Source organism: Ketobacter sp. MCCC 1A13808, assembly GCF_009746715.1.
Lineage (GTDB): Bacteria > Pseudomonadota > Gammaproteobacteria > Pseudomonadales > Ketobacteraceae > Ketobacter.
On sequence record NZ_VRKW01000019.1, the window covers coordinates 22,092 to 38,237 of the forward strand.

Below are 16,146 nucleotides of genomic sequence, written 5' to 3' on the forward strand. Positions count from 1 at the left end.
AATAATGAAAAGACAAATGGTTGGAAGCGAGTTCCATATGAAAATAACTAGAACGCTGGCGGCGTTGATTTTTGGACTGATGTTATCGATTTGTGCCTGGGCACAAGACGACGGAGGTGCCTGGAAAATCAACATGAAAAAAGCCGACATTCGAACTTTTATCGAGCAGGTTTCCGATATTACCGGTTATAGCTTCGTCGTGGACCCCCGGGTGAAAGGGGAGGTGACCGTTGTATCCCACACGGAGATGTCCTCTGCGGATATTTATAATTTGTTCGAAAGCGTGTTGCGTATTCATGGTTATGCTTCTGTTAAAACCGGCAACGTTGTAAAAATTGTGCCTACGCAGGGTGCGAAGCAGGAAGATCTTCCTCTCTCAAACAGCGGCTTGGAAAGCGAGAGAATGGTCACCCGCGTTATACCGGTAGAAAATACCAGTGCCACGGAGCTGGTGCCGATTTTACGTCCGATGGTTCCTCAATACGGGCATCTGGCTGCGGTCAGCTCTGCAAATGCTCTGATTATCAGTGATCATGCCAACAACATCTCCCGTATCATGGGCATCATCAAGCGTATCGATAACGCAGAAAGCGAAGAAGTGGAAGTGATCCAGCTGAAACACGCCTGGGTTGGGGATGTTGTAAAAACCCTGGAGCAGTTGACTCCGGTGGAGACAGGAAATGCAGGGAAGAAGACCAGCCGTCCTTCCGGCAATGTGCGGGTGCGAGTTGTAGCCGAGGAACGAACAAACCGGTTAATATTGCGGGGCGAAAAATCCGCCCGAGCGCGTATTAAAGATCTGGTGATGGACCTCGATCGGCCGGTGGAATCCAGCGGGTCCACCAAGGTTATGTATCTTCGGCATGCGGAAGCCGAAAAAGTAGCTGAAATTCTCAGTGCTTTGATCGCAGGCAAGTCTGCAACCGGCGGAAGCTCTTCGTCTAGTAGTTCAAGCGGCAGCAAGAAAACGTCTGCTCCAGCGTTATCCACGTCGACCGGTGATGGTAGTGATGTCACCATTCAGGCTGACGAAACGTTGAACGCGTTAATCGTTCGAGCGGCTCCCGCCGATCTGGCTGAAATCCGCAGCATTGTGGATCAGCTGGATGTCCGCCGGGCTCAGGTGTTAATCGAAGCGGCTTTCGTGGAAGTATCCGGTTCGGCTAGTGAGGCCATCGGTGTTCAGTGGGCTTATGGTGATCCTGCCGAGGGGGTAGGCGGAACCAGCTTGTCGGTGCCTGGTCAGTTATCTCTTTCCACCGTAGCTGGGCTAATTGATAGTGGTAGTGATACCAGCACGACGGGTAATGCCGCCACAGATACTTCTTTTTCTGGGTTGTTGCTGGGTGGGGCAACTCAAAACGGTGCAGTCAGGATGGGAGCCATTATTCAGGCTGTAGAGTCCAATACCAACACCAATCTGCTATCCACTCCCAGCCTCATGACTTTGGATAATGAAGAAGCTGAAATCATTGTGGGTGAGAATGTGCCGTTTATTACGGGTACAAGTTTGAGTGGAAATAACGACAATCCGTTCCAGACAATCGATCGACAGGATGTTGGTTTAACCCTGCGCGTTACACCCCAGATAAACGACGGCAACGTAGTCCGATTGCAGTTAGTGCAGGAAGTTTCCAACGTGAGCAGCCAGGCAATAGAAGGCGCTGCTGACATAACCACGCAAAAACGTTCTGTCAAATCAGTAATTTTAGCCAACGACGGCGAAATTATTGTCACGGGTGGTTTAGTCAGTGATGACGTGCAGAAAGTGGTGAACAAAGTTCCGTTGCTGGGTGATATTCCTTTGCTTGGCGCGTTATTTCGGGCCAAGAGTGAGAAACTGACGAAGCGAAACTTATTGATGTTTCTTCAGCCGACTATTGTGCGCAATGATAAGGGCGCCAAATCGGTGAGCGAAGAAAAATATAAGCAGATGCGCAGCTTGAGCTTGACCATCGATCAATACGGCAATATTGAGCAGGCTCCCAGTTCGGTATTTCCCGAAAGCGCCAAGGAAGTGTTAAAGAAAGGTCTGCACTTTGGCTCTCAAACCGCGACAGAAGCCGACCCCAAAGCGAATGGGGAAGAGCAAGGCGAAGAAGAACAGGATGATAGTGATTATATGACGGACTAGTTCCGCTTGGTCACTGACAAGAAAAGGGGCTTAAAGCCCCTTTTTTTCGTCCGCAGAATTATAGTTTCACTCACGCGTTTTGTTGCCAGCTTTTCTTTTTAAAGCGTTTGTCCCAGCCTTTGTAACGCTTGCGGCAGTATTTATCCAGTGCCTCATAGCTTCCGAAATACAGATCACTGCCTTCCTCAATGCTAACGTCGAACTCACAATAGTCGTTGCTATGGTCTCGGCATATCAGTGGCCGCTTTTCATAAATTCCACAACGCCCATCGTCCAGTAAGTGCAGGCATTCGCTCAAAAAGAGCAGATACCAGCCTTCGGAGTCTTTGAATATATGTACGTTTTTGTGGGAAATTTGCCATAACAGCAGGTCAAAATCCCGCATCGAGGTGGGTTTATCAATATTTTGCGTCACATATCGACAGCATTTGGATTCGTAACAGATGTCACATTTATTGTCCGATAACGTAGTGTCGGATACAGCAATTTTTTTCGCCATAACAACAGGTTAAAGATTTGGTCCGTGGCCAATATGAATTTAGATTTTGAAGATGATGCTTTTAGATCAACTTGTTATAAACAGCCGGTGCCTCTCCTGATGCGCTAGCTTGTTCCCCTTTATATCGTATGTTTATATCAAGATGTCGGTCACTAGAGGAGGGGATAATAACGTGGTAACGGCATTAATTGTAGGTGCAGGGGCCGTGGGCCAGGTTTACGGGCATTTTCTGCAGCGAGGTGGCGCGTCCGTATCCTACCTGGTGAAAGAGAAGTACAAATACGACTGCGAAAAGGGATTTAGCCTTTACCGGTGTCGTCGTAGCGGTTTAGGTGCAGCTGAAGCTTTCAGGGCTGACCGTATTTTCACGCAGTACGATGAGCTAAAAGGTACAAATTGGGATCAGGTCTGGCTGACCGTTTCTTCCTCTGATCTTCGTGGTGAGTGGTTGCGACAATTGCGTGAAGTGGTGGGCGGCGCAACCATTGTGATGCTGCAACCGGATCTTGATGACCGCGATTACATTTATAGTGCATTCCCTCAGCAGCAAGTCGTCTGCGGCATAGTTAACTTTATCAGTTACCAAACGCCATTGCCGGATTTGCCGGATTTGCCGGATTATCACCCTGACTCCTCAAAGCAGGGCGTTGCCTACCTGGTTCTTCCCATGATGCCCGCCGAGTTTTCAGGGGATGTAGAGCGTCTGACCGGAGTGATGGAGGCGATGGCAGACGGTCGCTTTAACGTGAAAGTCGAGCAGGATGCGTCCCGAGTTTATGCAGACCGAACCGCGATGATGATTCCGCTGGTGGCTTTGCTGGAATTGGAGCATTGGTCGTTCAAAAAATTACGCTTTAGTCATTCGCTTGGGTTAGCCGTTGGGGCTGCACGAGAGGCTTTGTCGATTGTGGCGGCAAAATTTGGGCGGAGGTTGAATTGGACCGAGCGATTATTCAGTTTGTTCTGGGTAAAGCTGGCGTTACCGGTTATGCGTTATGTTTCACCTATGGATGTCGAATCCTATGCCAAATTTCAGTTCGTTAAAACCGCGTCCCAAACGCGAATGATGCTACAACATTTTATCGATGATGGTGAGCTGTTGGGGCAATCTACGGTGGCATTACAGGCGCTCTATGACCGCCTTCCGGAGAGGCCGGAAAGCGCGAAAGCGGCGTAGGGTTATGGCTGCCGAGCCAATCCGTGTTCTTAAAACAAGCGAAAGGGTTCGTCATCCAAAATGAATAATTGTTCCTGAAGTTCGCTTATATGGCTTTGCCAATAGTGCTCTGTATTAAACCAGGGAAAGTTAGGGGGGAAAGCCGGGTCGTCCCAGCGTCGCGCGAGCCAGCCGGAGTAATAGACCATTCGCATGGTTCGCAGTGGTTCAATTAGTTGTAGTTCTCGCCGGTCGAAATCATGGAATTCTTCATACCCCTCCAATATTTCACTGAATTGAGCGATCTGTTCATGGCGGCTACCAGACAGCAGCATCCACAGGTCTTGGACTGCCGGAGCGTTCTGACAATCATCAAAATCGACAAACCAGGGGCCGGTTTCCCGGTGCCACAGAATATTTGCGATATGGCAGTCACCGTGACAGCGTATTAGGGAGGGAGTGATGGCATTGAACAAGCTTCTGAAACGTTCGGTAAACTCGTTAATCAGGTTTTTGTAAGCTGGTATTAGGTGGCTCGGAATAAAGTTGCGGCTTAACAAGTAGTTAGAGGGCTCGCTGATCATGCGCTCTATAGTTAGTGTGGGCCTGGCAGTGAAAAGAGTCGTTCCCCCCACTTTGTGCAGTCGACCCAACAATCTACCCAGCCATACCAGCTGGTCAAAATCATTCGGTTCTGGAGCTTGACCGCCTTGGCGTCGGAAGGCAGCAAAACGGTAGCCCTGGAAATAGTGCAGTGTGCGTCCTTTAACTTGCAATGGCGCCACGGCCGGTAATTCGAGATTGGCGAGATCCCTGGAATAAGCGTGCTCCTCAAGAATGGCTTCATCGGACCAGCGTGAAGGGCGATAAAACTTTACGATGACAGGCTCGCCGTCATCGATTCCAATTTGGTTAACCCGGTTTTCGTAGCTGTTCAAGGGAAAAAAACGCATGTCAGCGATAAAACCAAGAGACTCTACTGCATTGATGATCAGGTCGGGAGTGAGGTTGTCATAGTTGGGGTGTAGCACCCTGTCGGTGGAGGGTCGATTCGACATAAAAAACGCTTCACTTAAGGTTGCCGTCGGTGCCGTCCTAAGACGGAGCGGTCCATTTTAGCACAACAATCAAAATGAATTGGTTGCACTGGTGCGGGCGACTGCCCATCCATCCACTCTTTCGATGCCGGAGCGACGGAACTGAGCGGCAATCTGATTCAGGGTACTGCCGGTTGTGATGACGTCGTCGATAAGTGCGATGTGGGAAAGCGCCGGATATTCTTCCCGCAGCAAGGCGCGGTTAACTCGATAGGTGCGCTGTAAATTGACTTGTCGCTCAGCGCGGGAAAGCGATTTCTGCTGAACGGAGTCTTTTATTTTCCGGATCAATGTATAACTCACCGGGATCTTGAGTTTATTGCCCAGTGTTTTAGCAATGATGCCGGACTGATTGTAGCCCCTTTCACTTTGCCGGTACGGGTGGAGAGGGACGGGGACCAGCAGTTGGGGACGAACAACATTATTTTGTTGGATGCTTGTTGCTAGAGTCCGGGCCAAGCTGAGTAACAGTTCCGCCCGGATTCCGCTTTTGCCGGAAAGCAATAGTTGGTTGATAGGGAAGTCGTAAACGAAGGGGGCATGGCATGAATCAAATTCCGGTTCTGTGTGGGTGCATTGAGCGCACAGGCCGTTAAACGGCGTACCCCATGGTTCAGCGCAGCGTAGGCAGCAATGCTGATTCCAGGGCAAATCATCATGGCATCCCGGGCACCATTCGCCTTTCAATCCGATATAACGTTGGCATAGCAAGCAAGAAAACATATTTAGGTTATAAAACGACCTCTTGTAAACTTTTGTCAAAACTATCCAGTTGACAAAGGGGTGTCGCCGGTTACTATGCTCATCATTAGCTCAATTTAACCGGCCCACGGGCTGAGTGGCATTTCGGAACATGTTTTGCGTGAGTATCTGAAATTGCTCTACAGCAATCAGATAGACAACGCAGCGACAAATATTGACGGCAGAAAGGACGGGGACATGACGGCAAAGCAGAATCCAGTGGAATCGATACGACACGATTGGACAATCAAAGAAATCCAACAGTTATTCGATCTACCTTTTAATGATCTGATGTTTCAGGCGCAGACAGTTCACCGTCAATACCATGATCCTAACGCAGTTCAAATCAGCACCCTGCTGAGTATTAAAACCGGTGCCTGCCCTGAGGATTGCAAATACTGCTCGCAAAGTGGTCATTACAATACCGGCCTGGAGAAAGAAAAACTGTTGGAAATCAATCGGGTGCTAGAACAGGCTCGACAGGCGAAGGCATCCGGTGCCAGCCGCTTTTGTATGGGGGCTGCATGGCGCTCCCCTCGGGAGAAGGATATGCCCTATGTCCTGGATATGGTGCAACAGGTTAAATCTCTGGGCATGGAAACTTGCATGACTTTGGGGATGTTGGATCAGGGGCAGGCACAACGACTCGCTGACGCCGGGCTGGATTATTACAACCATAACCTGGATACCTCACCTGAGCATTACAACTCCATTATTACCACTCGTACCTACCAGGATCGCCTGGATACATTGTCCAATGTACGCGATGCCGGCATGAAAGTGTGCTGCGGTGGCATTTTGGGCCTAGGTGAAACGGCCCGCGATCGTGCCGGGTTACTGATGCAGTTAGCGAATTTGCCAGACCATCCAGAAAGTGTACCGATTAATATGCTGGTCAAGATCGAAGGCACGCCCCTGGCCGATGTCGCGGATCTGGAACCGTTCGATTTCGTGCGTAATATTGCGGTTGCTCGGATCCTGATGCCAAAATCGTTTGTACGTCTGTCTGCCGGACGCGAAGCCATGAACGAACAAATGCAGTCGCTTTGCTTTATGGCGGGTGCAAACTCGATTTTCTATGGCGACCGTTTGTTAACAACCAGCAATCCGGAAGCGAATTCGGATCAGAAATTGTTTGCCAAGCTGGGCATCAAACCTCTGCAAATTCAGGGCGCCAGTGATGAGGCTAATGAAGCGGCTATTCTGGACTCGGTGGAACACCAGAAGAATGCCCACTTGTTCGTGGACGCTACCCGAAAAAGCGCGACACCTAAACCGCATGAACAATGCCCCAAGATGGCTGCAACCGGCGGAGCGCTGCAGTAAGTTGCCGGTACGGTTTTTCTTAGTAGGTTAATTGAACAATGAGCGATCCTTTCCAGCTGGGTGACCGGCTGCGCCAACGACGAGAACAGCATCTGTATCGTCGGCGCAGGGCGCTGCACTCGGCTCAGGGAACGCACATACAATGTGACGGAAAACCCCTGCTGAATTTCTGTAGTAATGATTATTTGAGTCTGGCAAATCATCCTCGCTTGATCTCAGCCGCGAAAAAGGCCGTCAATACGTTTGGAGTCGGCAGCGGTGCGTCCCACTTAGTCATCGGCCATAGCTGTTTGCACCAGCAATTGGAAGAGCGCTTGGCGGATTGGGTGGGGCGGCCAAGAGCGCTTCTGTTTTCTACCGGTTATATGGCAAATATGGGGGTGATCAGTGCGCTTTTAAAACGCGGTGATACGGTCTTTCAGGACAAGGTTAACCACGCTTCCCTGCTGGATGGTGCGCAGCTGAGCCGGGCCAGATTGGTACGCTATCCCCATTGCGATACAGAACATTTACAAAGGCTATTATCGGCTACGGATACGCCATCATTGGTGGTGACGGATTCCATTTTCAGTATGGATGGGGATGTAGCACCGTTAATGGATATGGCCCGAACCTGCCAAAACGAAAATGCTTGGCTTATGGTAGATGATGCGCATGGGCTGGGCGTGTTGGGTCGGGGAAAAGGCGTGCTGGCAGAGTATAACCTGAGTCAGTCCGATGTACCGGTGTATATGGCGACACTGGGCAAAGCGCTCGGGAGTTATGGTGCGTTCGTGGCTGGCAGCGATGATTTGATCGAGTTTTTAATTCAATTCTCCCGATCCTACATTTACACCACGGCAATCCCGCCTGCGATTGCTGCGGCGTCCCTGGAATCGTTGTCGTTGTTGGAAACGGAAACCTGGCGCATAGACCGTTTGCACTCGTTGATTGACTATTTTCGCAGGGCTGCAGCGGCCCGGCAGTTACCAATACTGTCGTCGCAATCCGCCATTCAACCTTTCAAGATCGGCGATTCGGAACGGGCGGTTCAGATCAGCGAAAAGCTACAAGCTTGTGGCATTCTGGTCGGCGCTATCCGGCCTCCGACGGTGCCTGTTAATACCGCGCGGTTACGTATTACGTTGCAGGCCGATCATCAGGAAATCGAAATAGATCAATTGCTGGATACCTTGGTGTCGGTATTTCACCAGACTGACCAGCAGTAGGAGTTTATCCAAGTCATGTCTTTGTCACTTTACTACGACACTTTTCGCTGCACAGGCGATATCGAGCGCCCCCCCGAGCTTTTGTTGGTTCATGGTTGGGGTATGCACAGTCTGGTATGGGATCCGGTGATGCCAGCACTGCTACAACGTTTTCAGGTGACTGTGGTGGATTTACCCGGCTTGGGGCGTAGCCCTATGCCGGGCGGAGACTACGACCTGGACTATCTGCTGCGGCATATACTGGCTATTGCTCCAGCCCAAGCTGTATGGATGGGCTGGTCGCTGGGTGCCATGGTAGCAATGAAAGCCGCGATCGATTATCCCGGCCGTGTCACCGGGCTGGTGAGCGTGGCATCGACACCCAGGTTTGTTTCTGACGACCAGTGGTTGGTGGCCGTTAATCCGGAAATTCTGACTGCCTTTTATCAAGTGCTGCTGGAAGACGCAGAAGGCACGCTCATTCGTTTCCTCTCTTTACAATGCAAGGGCAGCGATACCATTAAGGCCGATATACGTCGGCTCAAGGAGCTGGTGACCTTTCACGGGATTCCGGCAAAAAAAGCGTTGCGCTGTGGTTTGGAGATTTTGCAGCAAGTGGATTTGCGCAATGAGTTAAATCAGATTCAATGTCCGGCACTGTATCTTTTTGGGGAACATGACCACCTGGTTCCTGTGGGGGTCAGCGCTGCAATAACCAAACTGCAACCAGAGGCGGACACGGCGATTATCAAAGGGGTGAGCCATATCCCGTTTTTATCGGCTCCTGATTTATTTGTGGCGGCTTGCTCAGAATTTTTCAGTGCGCGGAATTTAGGATGAGTTATGTCAGTTAACAAGCGCGCTATTGCAAAGTCATTCAGCCGTGCCGCTACCCGGTACGACAGTGTTGCGCATGTGCAACGCCAAGTGGGGGAGGCGATGTTGTCTTTGCTTGAAAAACAGGGAAAGTATTATCAGAACGCATTGGATATCGGCTGTGGCACCGGTGCATTAACACGGGCGTTGTCACCTTATGCGGATAGTCTCACGGCTTTGGATATTGCGCCCGGAATGCTCGCGGTCGCGCAACAGCGTGATCAAGATAAGCGTATTAGTCGGTTTGTCTGTGGCGATGCCGAGCAACTCCCTTTCCCGTCACAATGTTTTGACTTGGTGTTCAGTAGTTTTGCATTACAGTGGTGCGATAACCTGTTTCAGGTAGTGACCGACATCCGTGCTTTGTTAAAACCGCAAGGGCGTTTTTTGTTTTCGTTACCGGTGGACGGGACACTCTGCGAATTAAAGCAAAGCTGGGCGCAGGCGGAAGGCCGTCACAGCCACGTGAATTCTTTTTTACCGGTTGACCAGGTGCGCTTGGCCTTGCAGCAATCTGAATTTAACATGGTTGCGTTTCAGGAGCGTACAGATCAGGTTTTTTATAAAAGTGTGCGGGAGCTAACGCGCGAATTGAAAACCTTGGGCGCCCACCAGGTCACTTCCAATCGGACCCCCTCGTTAACTGGAAAACAGACTGTTTTGCGTATGACTGCGGCTTATGAAAGGCTCCGGACTGAATCGGGGCAATTGCCTGCCAGTTGGCATTACGTTGTCGTTTGTGTGGAAAAATAAATTATGGCTAAAACAAAAGTGTTTTTTATCACGGGCACCGATACTGAGGTCGGAAAAACCTACGTGACAGTCGCGTTGCTGAATGCCCTTAAGCAGAAGGGGTTACGGACATTGGCATTGAAACCGATCGCGGCCGGTTGTGAAGAGCAGGGTGGTGAATGGGTTAACGACGATGCGTTGCAATTACGTCGGGCGATGACAGAGCAATTGCCATACCAGCAAATAAATCCCATTGCGCTGAAGTCGGCCATTGCGCCTCACCTGGCCGCTCAGCAGGAAGGCAGGCGACTGTCGGCGGATCGATTAACCGGTGTTATTCGCGGTTCGTTGATGACGCCGGCCGATGTTGCCTTGATTGAAGGGGCTGGTGGTTGGCTGGTGCCACTGAATGAGCGGGAGACGTTGGCGGACTTGGTAGGTCAGCTAGCCATCCCGGTGATTCTGGTGGTGGGGGTGCGTTTGGGTTGTCTGAATCATGCCCTGCTAACAGTCCAGTCGATTACCGCGGCGGGCCTCCCGCTTGCTGGCTGGGTGGCGAATTGCCTGGATCCTGCAGCGTCGATGGTGTCAGAAAATATTGAAACGTTGGCAGCGCGTATCGATGCGCCTTGTTTGGGTGTGATTCCCCGGCAGACGTCGGCGAGCGAGTGGGGCGGCGCGGAATTTCTTAATATTGATGGGCTATTAGAAAGTGCACTTTAAGAACCGGATTTAATGCGTGGTTTTCGGTATGGGGCTACAGTCCGCCAATTCCGGGGGAATCCTCCCTAACCTGTTTTGATGATTTTCGTTTTTAAAAGCAGCTCTTTACTCCATCGTTGCCGGGTAGATTCCGGCAGTACAATATTTGATCTGCTGGTCTATACTGATTAGAACGCCGTTAGACCGCTTTGTATTGGTTCGCTAATGCAGGAGCTCACTGGGCTAGGTCAGCGTGTTAACCCGCAGTCGGTATGCGCGGGTCTCAGAATTGTCCGGATGAGGTAAATATTATGGCCATCGGCTCCATTATGAACAACGGTGTAATGGGCATCCAAAAAGGCTATAGCCAGATCAATCAGGCAACAGCCAACATTGCTAAAGTAGCGGTATCAGAAAACCCGACCCGGGATCTGACCGAATCAGCGGTTACAATGATGCAGGGCAAAGTGCAGGTTGAGGCTTCTGCTAAGGTGCTGCAGACGGCCAGTGACACGATCGGCTCGCTCATTGATATTCAGGCATAAGCGGTCAAGCTGATGTTTATTTCTCCTGCTCAAACGAACGCGGCGTATTATAGCGGTGCAGAAAGTGCGACGACCGCAACCGGAGTGGTTCGCGTTAGTGCACGTGGGGCGATTCCTCCGGTTGAAGCCGCAGAAAAAGATGCGGCTTCCCAGAACCAACAATCTGACTCCCCTGTGGCGAATGGCGCCAGTCCTGCGCCACCATCCGATACTGAAAAAACAGCGCCGAAGGAACCGTCTTTAAGCAAAGCGGAAGCCGAAAAACAAGCAGAGCAGCAACAGCAGCAGGAAGACCAGGTTATCATTGATCAGCTTAAGGCTCGTGACCGTGAAGTACGGGTTCACGAGGCGGCTCATGCTGCAGTCGGAGGGCAATATGCGGGTTCTCCCAGTTATGAATTCACACGAGGCCCCGATGGTAAAAACTACGCTACAGCTGGCGAAGTGGGCATCAGCGTATCGGAGGCCAACGATCCCCAAGCGACTATTGAAAAGGCCAGAGTGATTCAAGCTGCGGCTTTGGCGCCGGCTCAGCCATCCGCACAGGATCGTCTGGTGGCAGCAGAAGCTGCTCGAATGGAATTGAATGCTCAGGCCGAGCTGCAGCAATTGAAAGCCCAGGAAGCCGAGCAGTCAGTACGGGAGCGGGAATCAGAAACGGCTGAAAGTGAGTCGGATGATCCTGGCGCGCTCCCGGAAAAACGTGGCGACAACTCGTCATCAGTGTATGACGCCAGCCGCGATCAACTTAATTTGTCAGCGGGAGAGGCCGGTTTGGCAGAAGCAAACCCTGCCGCGATAACCTCAGACACTGAAAGTCAAACTGCCGCTGCGTTTCGAGTCGCGACCGACAACGTCTATTTCCAGCAATTCCGGCAGCAAGGTCCGGTTGATGTGCAGCACCCTTACGGTAAAAGCGGGCAGTTGCACCTTCTAGCCTGAGCCTGCATTGTGCGCACGCAGCGTCCCTATCTTTCCTATTAATTTAAAAACTTTTTTATTGCGCTCAATTGGCTCAATCATTGCTCGCATGACGGGGGTAGTTTGCTAAATTTCGGCCAACAAGTGGCCTTACTCGGCCAATATCTGTATGAAAAGTGTAAAACAACATTGACGAATTAAAACAATTGTTTGAAACTTCTGTTTGTCAGTGTTGAGCGTTGGAATGCGAAGGCCGGGTTTGACTTCGGGGTCACGAAAAATTCTAACGCTCGTTTGAATAGTTCGGGTACCATGCTTTCCCCGAATGTTTTGGTGCAAGCCTGCATCAATGATACAGTTTTCACTGGATTTCCATGCTTGGTTGAAGCCAGCCAAGCCGAATGTTGTTCAACATGCCTGCAGACGCATACGGGCAAACGAGGATTTAACCATGCCAGAATATAAAGCTCCCAGACGAGATATACAGTTTGTATTGCACGAAGTTCTGAAGTTGGAAGAGCATTACAAAGCGCTGCGTGGCGATGAGGAAGTTAATCGTGATTTGATTGATGCCATTCTGGAAGAAGGCGCTAAGTTCTGCGAAAACGAGTTGGCGCCCTTGAATCGCAATGGCGATGAAGAAGGTTGTGGCTTTGAGAACGGCCAGGTCACAACTCCAAAAGGTTTTAAAGAGGCGTATCAAAAATACATCGAGGGTGGATGGCCAGCACTTAGCGCATCTATTGAAGATGGTGGCCAGGGCTTGCCGAATTCATTGGGAATTATGATCAGTGAAATGGTGGGTACTGCGAATTGGTCCTGGGGAATGTATCCCGGACTCAGCCATGGCGCAATTAAAACGCTGGAATCGCATGGTACTCCTGAGCAAAAAGAGCGGTTTTTGACTCGGTTGATATCCGGAGAATGGACCGGAACCATGTGTTTAACCGAATCACACTGTGGAACGGATTTGGGAATTTTGCGCACGAAAGCGGAGCCCAATGCCGACGGCTCTTACAGCATTACCGGAAACAAAATATTTATTTCGGCGGGTGACCACGACATGGTGGATAATATTATTCACATTGTATTGGCGCGCTTACCGGATGCGCCCAAAGGCACCAAGGGCATTTCTTTGTTCATTGTACCTAAAGTAAATGTCGGCGAAGACGGTACCTTGGGTGAAGCCAACGGAGTGACCTGCGGCTCTATCGAACACAAAATGGGAATCAAAGCCTCAGCCACTTGTGTGCTGAACTTCGAAGGCGCGAAAGGGTATCTGATCGGCCCCCCTAATCGCGGTCTGAACTGCATGTTCACTTTTATGAATACAGCGCGTATCGGAACTGCGTTGCAGGGCGTCTCGGCTGCGGAAGGTTCATTCCAGGGTGCATTGGCGTACGCAAAAGATCGTTTAGCCATGCGCTCATTAAGCGGACCTAAGGCACCGGATAAAGAAGCTGACCCGATCATTGTTCATCCGGATGTTCGTCGCATGCTGTTGACCCAGAAGGCTTTTGCTGAAGGCGGTCGTGCAATGTTGTATTACCTGTCCATGCAGGGTGACGTGGTTGAGCATGCTGAAGACGAAGAAGCGAAAAAACTGGCCGATGACTTGATGGCATTTTTGACCCCGATTGCGAAAGCCTTTTGTACAGAAGCCGGTCTGGAAGCCGCCAATCATGGTGTACAAGTATTTGGTGGTCACGGTTTTATCCGGGAATGGGGTATGGAGCAAATTGTTCGCGACACCCGCATCTCCACGTTGTATGAAGGCACTACCGGTATCCAGGCCCTGGATTTATTAGGGCGTAAAGTGATGTTGACGCAGGGCGCGTTACTCAAAAACTTCACCAAGATCGTTCACAAATTCTGCAAAGAAAATGCAGATAACGAATCTATGGCGGAGTTTATCGCGCCTTTGTCAGCGGTTAACAAAGAATGGGGTGACGTGACAACTCAGATTGGCATGCGGGCGATGGCCAATCAGGAAGAAATTGGCGCTGCTGCAGTGGATTATCTAATGTACAGCGGTTACATCACGTTAGCCTATTTTTGGGCCTTGATGGCCAAGTCCGCCCAAGAGCAGTTGGCTGCCGGTAGCAGTGACGTTGGTTTCTATACCGCGAAAGTTCAGACAGCCCGTTTTTATTTTAAGCGTATCCTGCCGCGCACCAAAGCGCACGTTGAAACACTTAACGGCGGCATAGATAGTTTGATGGAGATGGAAGAAGATAATTTCGGCTTCTATTGATACACACGGTTTCCCTCTGTAGTCCTTTGCCCGCACACAAGCGGGCTTTTTTTCTACAGAAACGATTGCCAAATAAAAAAGGTTCAATGAAAATTCCATTGAACCTTTTTTATTTCACCTGTGCTGAACCTATTTTACCAAGTCAGTCCATCCACCAGAGCTATCATTGTCTCCGAAACTGCCAAATTCATCGTCGTCCACCTCGGCGTCATCAGGAACATCTTCAAGTGACGCGGCCTTGCGTGCTTCTTCTGCAGCTTGTTTTCGGGCGATTTCAGCTTGCTTTCGTTTCTCTGCTTCTTGTTTTGCTTGCTCTTCGGCGAGTTGTTGACGCTCTTTTTCCAGCTGGGTTTGTCGGGCGGTTTCTTGTTTCGCCTTATCTTGCTGTTGACCGTAAGCCGCTTTCTGCTTTTTGATGTTGGCTGCAGTCGCTGTTTGGCAGCGTTCAGTAGAATTCATTAATTTGGAAAATTGCTGGCTGGAAGTCCAGCTTGAATACTGTTTAACCGTCCCCAATAACTTGCTATCGCTTGTGATTTTGCGTTTTTGGGTGGCTGACTGATTGTAGGCGCTTTCCGCTTTTGAAACGTCGGCATCTCCAGTAAAGCGGATGCTGGATTTGGCGGCAGCATCGCAAGCGTTTTGTGCCTCTGTCAGCACGGCAATACCCTCAAGAATATCTTTCTCCAGCGCGCGCTTGTTTTTAATTGCCGTCCGTATAAATTCAGAGGTCTGGCCCTCACAGCTTGCAGCTGAATCAACTTGTTTTTTCAGTTCCTGGCTTTGTGTGCGATTGGGCTGCTGCTCCATAATCGTAAAAGCCTCTGCATTTTGCCGTGCGCTTTTCTTGGCTTTTGCCGATTCGTTCATAAGCGTGTTGACGTCATCTAACTTGTTCAGATTAAAGTTCGGTGACGAAATCATTGTGCGGGCAGCCTGGCATTGCTTATTTACTTCCTGGTAACCGCTAATAGCGAGGTTGAATTTATCAACCACCAGCTGCTCTTCGCGCATCGCTTCAGCCAGCTTTTCTTCAACCCGTGCACAAGAGCGGATTTTAGAAGACAGTGCAAAGACTTCCATGATGCTGTCTGTAATGATCATGGCATCATCGCGATGACGTTTGTATTCGGTCATGTTGGTGTTCGCATTCTGCACGTCACCATTTTTCAACGCATCTTTTGCCGTGTCACAATAAGTAAAGCCTTTCTCCAAAATCGGGGTTGCTTCTGCGCGCTTGATATTAACTTCTACCCGCTCGCAATATCGCAAATTGGAATCCATATCCCGCTGCGTTGTGGTCGTAATAGAGGGGTCAATGGATCTTGCTCGATTCAGGTGTTTCAGGTAACCGTCAAATTTTCGTTTTGCCGCCTGTAAGTTAGTACTGCGTAACGTATTCGCTTCAGTGCATTCTTTGTAGCCCTTAATGTATTCATTTACCGCATCGTCAAAAGTGTCAGCGAATGCTAGACCCGGAAGCAATAACAAGTAGGTTAGGGTAATGCTGAATGTAAGTTGCGTTTTAACCTTCATGTATGCACCTGCTTTGTGCCTCTAGACTTAACTTGAGTAGTGAGCGTTGTGATCCGGACGGGTGTTATCACGAGCCGTGAATAAAACCATCATGAGTTCCATCTAAACCAATGAAATAACTGGATATTGCCTCCTTGACTAATTAAATATAGTCGAACTTTGGTCGCTGTTATAGGTTGAACGCTTTATTTGTGCAGAAATTGGCATGTGCTGGCCTGATCAGAATACAAAGTGGCCAACTACAATTACGCGACCCATAGATCAGTTTCCCAAAGCCGAGCAGCCAACACAAGGCTAAGTCTTTGTTATACATTTGATAAGTGAATTAGGTTGAAGCGGGCCGGGATCGCGGATTCCCATGGGTGTTAATAGCTTGTCCAGATGTGGTCATGCGGGGAGCGTATTAGCTCAAATTTCACCTAAATTCACCGTTTAGTTTT

General features: G+C 50.0%; 14 protein-coding genes. 10 read left to right on the forward strand and 4 right to left on the reverse strand.

Annotated features, from left to right (window positions below):
• Nucleotides 1-37: 37 nt before the first annotated feature.
• The gene (gene gspD, locus FT643_RS20995; RefSeq protein ID WP_156873384.1) at nt 38-2,134 is read left to right on the forward strand and encodes a type II secretion system secretin GspD; all 2,097 of its coding nucleotides are present in this window, start codon (nt 38-40) and stop codon (nt 2,132-2,134) included.
• Nucleotides 2,135-2,204: 70 nt separating this feature from the next.
• On the opposite strand, the gene FT643_RS21000 is transcribed toward gspD, so the two are convergent.
• Nucleotides 2,205-2,633, reverse strand: a complete 429-nt coding sequence (locus FT643_RS21000) for a YkgJ family cysteine cluster protein (RefSeq protein WP_156873385.1) — start codon at nt 2,631-2,633, stop codon at nt 2,205-2,207.
• Between the two features lie 172 nt (nt 2,634-2,805).
• Here FT643_RS21000 and FT643_RS21005 point away from each other — a divergent pair, with 172 nt between their 5' ends.
• Nucleotides 2,806-3,810 carry a ketopantoate reductase family protein gene (locus FT643_RS21005; protein WP_198043769.1) on the forward strand — a complete coding sequence of 335 codons (1,005 nt, stop codon included), beginning with the start codon at nt 2,806-2,808 and terminating at the stop codon, nt 3,808-3,810.
• A 29-nt stretch (nt 3,811-3,839) separates the two neighbouring features.
• On the opposite strand, the gene FT643_RS21010 is transcribed toward FT643_RS21005, so the two are convergent.
• Nucleotides 3,840-4,820, reverse strand: a complete 981-nt coding sequence (locus tag FT643_RS21010; RefSeq protein ID WP_317622093.1) for a serine/threonine protein kinase — start codon at nt 4,818-4,820, stop codon at nt 3,840-3,842.
• A gap of 96 nt (nt 4,821-4,916) precedes the next feature.
• Entirely contained in the window at nt 4,917-5,609 is a 693-nt protein-coding gene (locus tag FT643_RS21015) for a ComF family protein (RefSeq protein WP_411267824.1), read from the reverse strand.
• Nucleotides 5,610-5,825: 216 nt separating this feature from the next.
• Here FT643_RS21015 and bioB point away from each other — a divergent pair, with 216 nt between their 5' ends.
• The 8 genes from bioB (at nt 5,826) to FT643_RS21055 (ending at nt 14,170) form a co-directional block, all read left to right on the forward strand.
• Entirely contained in the window at nt 5,826-6,953 is a 1,128-nt protein-coding gene (bioB, locus tag FT643_RS21020; RefSeq protein ID WP_156873389.1) for a biotin synthase BioB, read from the forward strand.
• Nucleotides 6,954-6,991: 38 nt separating this feature from the next.
• Nucleotides 6,992-8,161 carry an 8-amino-7-oxononanoate synthase gene (bioF, locus tag FT643_RS21025; RefSeq protein ID WP_156873390.1) on the forward strand — a complete coding sequence of 390 codons (1,170 nt, stop codon included), beginning with the start codon at nt 6,992-6,994 and terminating at the stop codon, nt 8,159-8,161.
• 15 nt (nt 8,162-8,176) lie between these two features.
• Nucleotides 8,177-8,980: a pimeloyl-ACP methyl ester esterase BioH gene (gene bioH / locus FT643_RS21030; RefSeq protein ID WP_156873391.1), complete on the forward strand. Its 804-nt coding sequence runs from the start codon at nt 8,177-8,179 to the stop codon at nt 8,978-8,980.
• A gap of 3 nt (nt 8,981-8,983) precedes the next feature.
• Nucleotides 8,984-9,769: a malonyl-ACP O-methyltransferase BioC gene (bioC, locus tag FT643_RS21035; RefSeq protein ID WP_156873392.1), complete on the forward strand. Its 786-nt coding sequence runs from the start codon at nt 8,984-8,986 to the stop codon at nt 9,767-9,769.
• 3 nt (nt 9,770-9,772) lie between these two features.
• The gene (gene bioD, locus FT643_RS21040) at nt 9,773-10,471 is read left to right on the forward strand and encodes a dethiobiotin synthase (protein ID WP_156873393.1); all 699 of its coding nucleotides are present in this window, start codon (nt 9,773-9,775) and stop codon (nt 10,469-10,471) included.
• A 290-nt stretch (nt 10,472-10,761) separates the two neighbouring features.
• The gene (locus tag FT643_RS21045; RefSeq protein WP_156873394.1) at nt 10,762-10,995 is read left to right on the forward strand and encodes a flagellar biosynthesis protein FlgE; all 234 of its coding nucleotides are present in this window, start codon (nt 10,762-10,764) and stop codon (nt 10,993-10,995) included.
• A gap of 12 nt (nt 10,996-11,007) precedes the next feature.
• Nucleotides 11,008-11,937, forward strand: coding sequence for a putative metalloprotease CJM1_0395 family protein (locus tag FT643_RS21050; protein WP_156873395.1), 930 nt, complete (start codon nt 11,008-11,010; stop codon nt 11,935-11,937).
• Nucleotides 11,938-12,367: 430 nt separating this feature from the next.
• Nucleotides 12,368-14,170, forward strand: a complete 1,803-nt coding sequence (locus FT643_RS21055) for an acyl-CoA dehydrogenase C-terminal domain-containing protein (RefSeq protein ID WP_156873396.1) — start codon at nt 12,368-12,370, stop codon at nt 14,168-14,170.
• A 129-nt stretch (nt 14,171-14,299) separates the two neighbouring features.
• Here FT643_RS21055 and FT643_RS21060 read toward each other — a convergent pair whose 3' ends face one another.
• A complete protein-coding gene (locus tag FT643_RS21060) occupies nt 14,300-15,706 on the reverse strand; it encodes a hypothetical protein (RefSeq protein WP_156873397.1) in 1,407 nt (468 codons plus the stop codon).
• Between the last annotated feature and the right edge of the window lie 440 nt (nt 15,707-16,146).

What these genes read in the sequence shown, in the direction of transcription:
- gspD (WP_156873384.1), top strand. Translation starts at nt 38, where the DNA reads ATGAAAATAACTAGAACGCTGGCGGCGTTGATTTTTGGACTGATGTTA.
- FT643_RS21000 (WP_156873385.1), bottom strand. Translation starts at nt 2,633, where the DNA reads ATGGCGAAAAAAATTGCTGTATCCGACACTACGTTATCGGACAATAAA.
- FT643_RS21015 (WP_411267824.1), bottom strand. Translation starts at nt 5,609, where the DNA reads ATGTTTTCTTGCTTGCTATGCCAACGTTATATCGGATTGAAAGGCGAA.
- bioB (WP_156873389.1), top strand. Translation starts at nt 5,826, where the DNA reads ATGACGGCAAAGCAGAATCCAGTGGAATCGATACGACACGATTGGACA.
- bioF (WP_156873390.1), top strand. Translation starts at nt 6,992, where the DNA reads ATGAGCGATCCTTTCCAGCTGGGTGACCGGCTGCGCCAACGACGAGAA.
- bioH (WP_156873391.1), top strand. Translation starts at nt 8,177, where the DNA reads ATGTCTTTGTCACTTTACTACGACACTTTTCGCTGCACAGGCGATATC.
- bioC (WP_156873392.1), top strand. Translation starts at nt 8,984, where the DNA reads ATGTCAGTTAACAAGCGCGCTATTGCAAAGTCATTCAGCCGTGCCGCT.
- bioD (WP_156873393.1), top strand. Translation starts at nt 9,773, where the DNA reads ATGGCTAAAACAAAAGTGTTTTTTATCACGGGCACCGATACTGAGGTC.
- FT643_RS21045 (WP_156873394.1), top strand. Translation starts at nt 10,762, where the DNA reads ATGGCCATCGGCTCCATTATGAACAACGGTGTAATGGGCATCCAAAAA.
- FT643_RS21050 (WP_156873395.1), top strand. Translation starts at nt 11,008, where the DNA reads ATGTTTATTTCTCCTGCTCAAACGAACGCGGCGTATTATAGCGGTGCA.
- FT643_RS21055 (WP_156873396.1), top strand. Translation starts at nt 12,368, where the DNA reads ATGCCAGAATATAAAGCTCCCAGACGAGATATACAGTTTGTATTGCAC.
- FT643_RS21060 (WP_156873397.1), bottom strand. Translation starts at nt 15,706, where the DNA reads ATGAAGGTTAAAACGCAACTTACATTCAGCATTACCCTAACCTACTTG.